The following is a 6,048-nucleotide window of genomic DNA, read 5'->3' as shown; positions in this document are numbered from 1 at the left end:
CTGACGCTGGATGTCGGTGGTATCCAGATTCTTCTGCAGCGATTCCGCGCTCCAGCCCTGGGCGCGGCCGATGGTATCGATGTAGTCGCCGTTGTAGATGTCCATCACCAGCCATGTGCCGTGCTGTTTTGCAAGGGCGATACCCTCGTCATCGATCAGCGAGGCATGCTCGACCGAACGGGCGCCGCCACGGATGGTGTTCTTGATGCCCTGTGCGCCATGCGCATGCCCGGTCACATCATGGCTGCGGGCGGCAGCGGTTTCCACGGCGGCGCGCACTTCAGCCTCGCTGTATTCGGATTGCTTGACGTTGGTGCCGTCGGTGAGCACCGCGCCGGTCACGATCATCTTGATCCAATCGGCGCCATGATCGAGGATGTAGCCGGTTTTCCGACGGACTTCCGCTTCGCCCTTTGCCACGCCTTCACGCATGCGCGCCGGTATGCGTGCGGCATCGACCAGGCCGGAAACCTCCCCGCCGCCGCCGGGAACGGTGACATACGCACCGGCCGTGAACATGCGCGGCCCCGGCACCCAGCCCTGGGCAATGGCATCGCGCAGACTCACATCGACGAAAGCGTTGTAGCTTCCGACATCACGGACGGTGGTGAAACCGGCCTGCAGGGTTTTACGGGCATTGGCCGCACCGGCCAACACATCCTCTTCCGGCGTGGCTTTCAGATAGGCCTCGACGTTGTAGTTCTGGATATTTCCGGCCAGATGGGTATGCATGTCCATGAAGCCGGGCGCAACGGTATAGGCCGACCAATCCAATTCACGTGCGCCGGCGGCCAGGCCGGGACGGTAAGGCTGCACCGAGACGATGCGGTCGCCGTCGATGCGCACGGCCTGATCATGCCGTACCTGTCCGGCGTCGACATCAATCAGGGTGCCGGCACGGATGAGCAGCACCTGCGCATAGGCGGCAGGCATCAGCAGAAACAGCAAGGGTACGGCGGCCAATCGGCGGATGGAAGCAGTCACTGCGTTTGCTCCGGAATGAGATGGCGACGGTACCATTCGATATTACGCTGAAGCCGGTCGACCCAGTAGGAGGGAATGGTCAGCCCGTGGTTCTGGCCGGGATAGATCACCAGTTGGGTCGGAACATTCTGCGAGCGCAGGGCCTGATACATCTGCATGGCGCCGTGGCAAGGGACGTTGAAATCCAGTTCCGCGCATTGAAACAGCGTCGGTGTTTTGATGCGGTCGGCATGCAGGAACGGATAGCTGACGCGTTCATAGGCTTCGCGGTTGTTCCAGGGCGTACCCAGCTCCAACTCGTATTCGCGGGAATACTGGTCATAGCCGTAAGCCGCCAATGCGTTGGAAACCCCTGCCCCGCTCACCGCTGCTTTGAAGCGCTGATCGGAGGCGATAACATAGTTGGTCAGAATCGATCCGTAACTCCAGCCGCCGAGTCCAAGACGTTGCGGATCGGCCCAGCCCTGTGCCACCGCATGATCGATGCCGGCCAGCACATCCTGTACATCCTTGTTGCCCCAATCGGCATAGATGGCGCGGGCGAAATCGAAACCGCGGCCGGAGCTGCCGCGCGGGTTGACCGCCACCACCAGAAACCCGGCGTTGGCATAGGCCTGCCAATCCGGCATGAATTCGCGGCTGAACTGATACACCGGACCGCCGTGGATGCGCAGGATGGTGGGATAACGCCGGCCTTTGACATAGCCGCGCGGCTTCATGACCAGGCCTTCGATTTCCGTGCCGTCCGGGCTTTTGAACCAGAAGCTTTCGGGCTTGGCGAGCGAGCGCTCACGCAGCCAGGCATTATGATCGGTCAGCATCGCCGTCTGCCCCTTGCCGATGGGCCGCTGAAGCTCGAACGGCATCTGAGGCGTGCTGCCGTTGACCACGACCTCATCGCGGCGGTTCACCGCCAGACCGTAATCGAAGCGGTCTCCGATGGTCAGCAACTCCCCGGTGCCGGATTCGGTATCCACCTTTGCGGCGTACATGGCCTGCGGGTATTCGACCAAAGTCACCAGATGCCGGCTGTCCTGCAGCCACACCGGCTTGATGCTGAATTGATCCTTCAGTGCCGGCTGCCACTCGCGGCCGCTGTCCAGATCAACCACCGCCAGCTGCCAGGGCGCGTAGTAAATCCATTGACCGCCCAGACTGCGCACATAGGCGATCTTCCGGCCATCCGGACTCCAGGCCGGCCGGGTCTCCCAATACGGGTCCAGATCGGTTCCGGGATCCTTGGTGATCTGCTTTTCGAGGCCGCCGGCGCGTGCCTCGACGGTGTAGATATCCCAGTTCAGATGACGGTCCGGATCTTCGCCGCGTTTGGTCACGAACGCGATGGTTTTGCCATCGGGTGAAAACGACGGCAGGTAATGATCAAAGGGACCGTGCGTCAAGGCCGTACTTTCACCGCTGTCGGCATTCACCAGATACAGGTGCCTGCGGCGGTCATCCAGATAGCCGGTGATGTCTTCCTTGAACTGGAAACGCGAGGTCACGATCGGTAGGGGATGCACCGGCGCTTTGCCGCCGGCACCGGGCCCGGCATCGGTGACGATGACCGCCAGGCGGGCACCGGCCGGCGACACCGCGAAATCATCGACCCCCTGCGGAAACCGGGTGACGACGCGTGCCGCACCCCCGTCCAGCGGCATCTGCCAGACCTGGGTCACGCCCCCGGTGCCGGCATCGCTGAGAAAATACAGCGAACGGCCATCGGCGGCATACACCGGCTGCCATTCATTGTGCGCTGTTTCGGTCAGACGCCGCGGAGCGCCGCCATGCAGGGGCACGGTCCACAGGTCACTGGACTCCTCATCCCGCTGCGGATCGGTTTCGCCGACGCTGTAGGCCAGGGTATTGCCATCGGGTGCGAAGACCGGATCGGAAACATTGCGGATGCGCAGATAATCGGCCGGCGTGAAGCCGGCAGCTGCCGCTGTGGCGGCCATCATCAGACCGGAAAGCAGCAGGCCGCCGGCCAGGAGGATGCGATGATGCGGGTGGCGGAAAACAACGGACATGAGGGCTCGCTTCGGTTCGGGGGCGGGACATGCGCCACGGGACGCTTAAACCGTTATGCTATCAGACACCCGAAGCCTACCGGAAACCCTACGATGGATTCTCCCCTCGCCTGCTCCTCCGACGTCCAGCTCAGCCGCACCCTGAAATCCCGTCATGTCTCGATGATCGCCATCGGCGGCATCATCGGTGCCGGTCTGTTCGTGGGCTCGTCCACGGCCATCTCGCAGATCGGTCCGGCCGTGGTGTTCAGTTACGCCATTTCGGGCTTCATCATTCTGCTGGTCATGCGCATGCTCTCGGAAATGGCCATCGCCACCCCGGGCGTGCAGAGCTTCCCCGAATTCGCCCGGCTCGGCCTGGGGCATCTTGGCGGTTTCATGTCGGGCTGGCTTTACTGGTACTTCTGGGTGGTGGTGGTCGCCATCGAGGCCATCGCCGGCGCCAAGATCATCCATGACTGGTTCCCGCAGCTGCCGCTGTGGTCGATCGGTGTCGGACTGATGGCGGTCCTGACCGCAGTCAACCTGATGTCCACCAAATCCTACGGCGAATTCGAATTCTGGTTTTCCTCGATCAAGGTCGCTGCCATCATCGTGTTCATCCTGATCACCGCCGCCTTCGTGTTCGGGATCGGTGCGCCGACCGCCCTCGGTTTCGGCAATCTCACCGCGCACGGCGGCTTCGCCCCGAACGGCTGGGCCGCGGTACTGGCCGGCGCCACCTCGACCATTTTCGCGCTGTGCGGCGCCGAAATCGCGACCATTGCCGCCGCCGAGTCGGAGGAGCCGAGCAAAGTCATCTCGCGCATGACCGTCACCGTCACCTTCCGCATCCTGGTGTTCTACGTGCTGTCGATCGCGCTGATCTGCGCCATCGTGCCCTGGAACACCATCGTGCCCGGCATCTCGCCGTTCGCGACCACCCTGCAGACCATGGGCCTGCCCGGCGCCGAAGTGGCGATGAACGCGCTGGTGCTGGTGGCCGTGCTGAGCTGCCTGAATTCCGGCCTGTATGTGTCCTCGCGTGCGCTGTTCGGTCTGGCGAAATACAGCGATGCCCCGCAGTGGCTGGTCAAGATCAACGATCGCAAAGTCCCGGCCCGCGCCATTCTGGTCGCCAGCCTGTTCAGCTATCTGGCCTTGGCCATCAACCACTTCTCCGAAGATCTGTTCAGTTTCCTGATCAATGCCTGCGGCGCGACCATGCTGTTCATCTATGTGCTGCTGTCCTTTGCGCAGCTGCGGCTTCGCGCCAAAACCGAGGCCGAAGCCCCGGAGCGCCTGCAGATCAAAATGTGGTTCCACCCCTACGGCACCTATACGGCCATTGCCGCCATGCTGGCGGTTTTGGTGTTCATGGGTCTGTCCGAGGGTCTGGCCGAACAACTCTGGCTCAGCATGGGTGTGGCAGCGGTCATCCTGGTCGCGTTCGCGCTGTTCCGGCGCAAGGCCTGAAATGACCGCGTTATAATGCCTGTCGGTCCCCGTAGCTCAGCTGGATAGAGCGTACCCCTCCTAAGGGTAAGGCCACTGGTTCGACTCCAGTCGGGGACGCCATAGACTTCCGGCACAGGACACCGGGATCCGTGCATGCGAAGATGGCCTGAATCCGCCATCCAGGCAGCGCATGTCCGTTTCTTCCAACAAGCCCGGTTATCTGCCCTATCTGCATGCCTTCCGGGGCATTGCCATTCTATCCATCATCGGCGCGCATGCCTGGTCGGTGTTGGGTTCGGTTTCCGGTGCCCAGGAAAACAATCCCGATTACATCTGGCTGTACAGCGTTACCGAAACCGTGTTTCACGGCTCCACCCTGTTTTTTGCGCTGATCTCCGGGATTTTGTATACCCGTGTCTTGCGGGGCAAATCCTGGGGGCACTTCTTCAGAAGCAAGGCCGCGCATGTCTTTCTGCCCTATGCCCTGCTTACGATCTTTTTCACGGTATTGGCCTGGCCGGATTATCTGGCTTACGGCAAAGCCAACGGCATCACCTTCTTTTTTCCGGAAGAACTGTCGAAAAATCTCGTCTTCGGTCAAGTCCAGACCCATCTGTGGTACATCCCGGTGCTGGCGGTCCTGTTCCTTTGCACGCCGTTGCTGAACGCCCTGCTCAAACCCGGCAAAGGCATCGGTCTGTTGGCGTTGACGCTGATGCCCCTGGTGGTATCACGGACGCCGTTTCCCGACTTGATCAGCTGGAAATCCGTCGCCTTTTTTCTGGGGGCCTACGCCTTCGGCATCTATCTCGGCGAACGGCTGGAAGCGATGCTGATCCTGGTCAAACGGCATCTGCCGGCGCTGCTGTTTCTGTTGCTGGCATTCACTGCCGTCAATTTCCTGCTGTTCCGCTGGGACTACGTTGCGGGTGGATTTACCTCGCTGCATCAATCCGTGGTGTACAGCCAGAAAATGCTGATGGCGGTGCTTATTCTATATGCCCTGCATGCGCGTGAAGCGCGTCTACCGAATGCACTGATGGTTCTGGGCACTTATGCCTTCAGCCTTTATTTCCTGCATTTCACGTTTGTCTGGCTGCTCAGCGAGGCGTTTGCAAAACACAAGTCTGCTGCTGAGCATGGGCATCCGCAAATTGCTCGGCCGTTATTCCCGGTATCTGATCGGGACCTGAAACCGGAGCGGTTTGACCGCCCGCCCGATTTTCATTACGGGCAGTGAATCCCTGTACTGGCAACTCCCTGCCCTGGAATGATGATCGGTTAAAGCAGCCGTTGCGGCAGCGCGGAACTGCGTAAATTGCGGGCTGCCAAGGTGGCCTGCAACACCGGTTCAGCGCACCACAGCGCCAGGGATTTCCGGGCCCGGGTGGCCGCGGTATACAGCAGCTGTCGGGACAGCACCGCATTGTCGGCATCCGGCGGCAACAGCACTGCGACATGGCCGTATTCCGAACCCTGGCTTTTGTGCACGGTGATGGCAAAGGCACCCTCATGGCTTGGCAGCGCATCGGGCGCAAAAGCACGCGGGCCGCTAACGCCCTCAAGGCCGGAAGCACCCTCGAACCAGACCAACAACTGG

General features: G+C 61.3%; 5 protein-coding genes and 1 tRNA gene. 3 read left to right on the top strand and 3 right to left on the bottom strand.

Features of this window, described 5'->3' with window-relative positions; all coding sequences use genetic code 11:
- Positions 1 to 984: amidohydrolase family protein (locus tag Q0W88_RS10165; protein ID WP_297803164.1), on the bottom strand; the 984-nt coding region annotated here is incomplete at its 3' end.
- Positions 981 to 3,011 (bottom strand): S9 family peptidase, encoded by a 2,031-nt coding sequence (locus Q0W88_RS10160; protein WP_297803161.1) that lies wholly within the window; start codon positions 3,009 to 3,011, stop codon positions 981 to 983. The genes Q0W88_RS10160 and Q0W88_RS10165, both read right to left, overlap by 4 nt.
- A gap of 93 nt (positions 3,012 to 3,104) precedes the next feature.
- On the opposite strand from Q0W88_RS10160, the gene Q0W88_RS10155 reads away from it, so the two are divergent.
- The 3 genes from Q0W88_RS10155 to Q0W88_RS10145 all read left to right on the top strand — a co-directional run bounded on the left by Q0W88_RS10155 (position 3,105) and on the right by Q0W88_RS10145 (position 5,688).
- Positions 3,105 to 4,466: an amino acid permease gene (locus Q0W88_RS10155; protein ID WP_297803157.1), complete on the top strand. Its 1,362-nt coding sequence runs from the start codon at positions 3,105 to 3,107 to the stop codon at positions 4,464 to 4,466.
- Positions 4,467 to 4,491: 25 nt separating this feature from the next.
- Positions 4,492 to 4,568: transfer RNA gene (locus Q0W88_RS10150), tRNA-Arg, on the top strand.
- Positions 4,569 to 4,638: 70 nt separating this feature from the next.
- Positions 4,639 to 5,688, top strand: a complete 1,050-nt coding sequence (locus Q0W88_RS10145; RefSeq protein WP_297803154.1) for an acyltransferase — start codon at positions 4,639 to 4,641, stop codon at positions 5,686 to 5,688.
- A 41-nt stretch (positions 5,689 to 5,729) separates the two neighbouring features.
- Here Q0W88_RS10145 and Q0W88_RS10140 read toward each other — a convergent pair.
- The coding region (locus Q0W88_RS10140; protein ID WP_297803151.1) for an ATP-binding domain-containing protein at positions 5,730 to 6,048 on the bottom strand (319 nt) is incomplete at its 5' end.

The sequence above is a fragment of the Arenimonas sp. GDDSR-1 genome (assembly GCF_025980345.1).
Classification (GTDB): Bacteria; Pseudomonadota; Gammaproteobacteria; order Xanthomonadales; family Xanthomonadaceae; genus Arenimonas.
The sequence above is the reverse complement of the archived record's forward strand: the minus strand, read 5'-3'. Positions and strand labels throughout refer to the sequence as shown.

What these genes read in the sequence shown, in the direction of transcription:
- Q0W88_RS10160 (WP_297803161.1), bottom strand. Translation starts at nt 3,011, where the DNA reads ATGTCCGTTGTTTTCCGCCACCCGCATCATCGCATCCTCCTGGCCGGC.
- Q0W88_RS10155 (WP_297803157.1), top strand. Translation starts at nt 3,105, where the DNA reads ATGGATTCTCCCCTCGCCTGCTCCTCCGACGTCCAGCTCAGCCGCACC.
- Q0W88_RS10145 (WP_297803154.1), top strand. Translation starts at nt 4,639, where the DNA reads ATGTCCGTTTCTTCCAACAAGCCCGGTTATCTGCCCTATCTGCATGCC.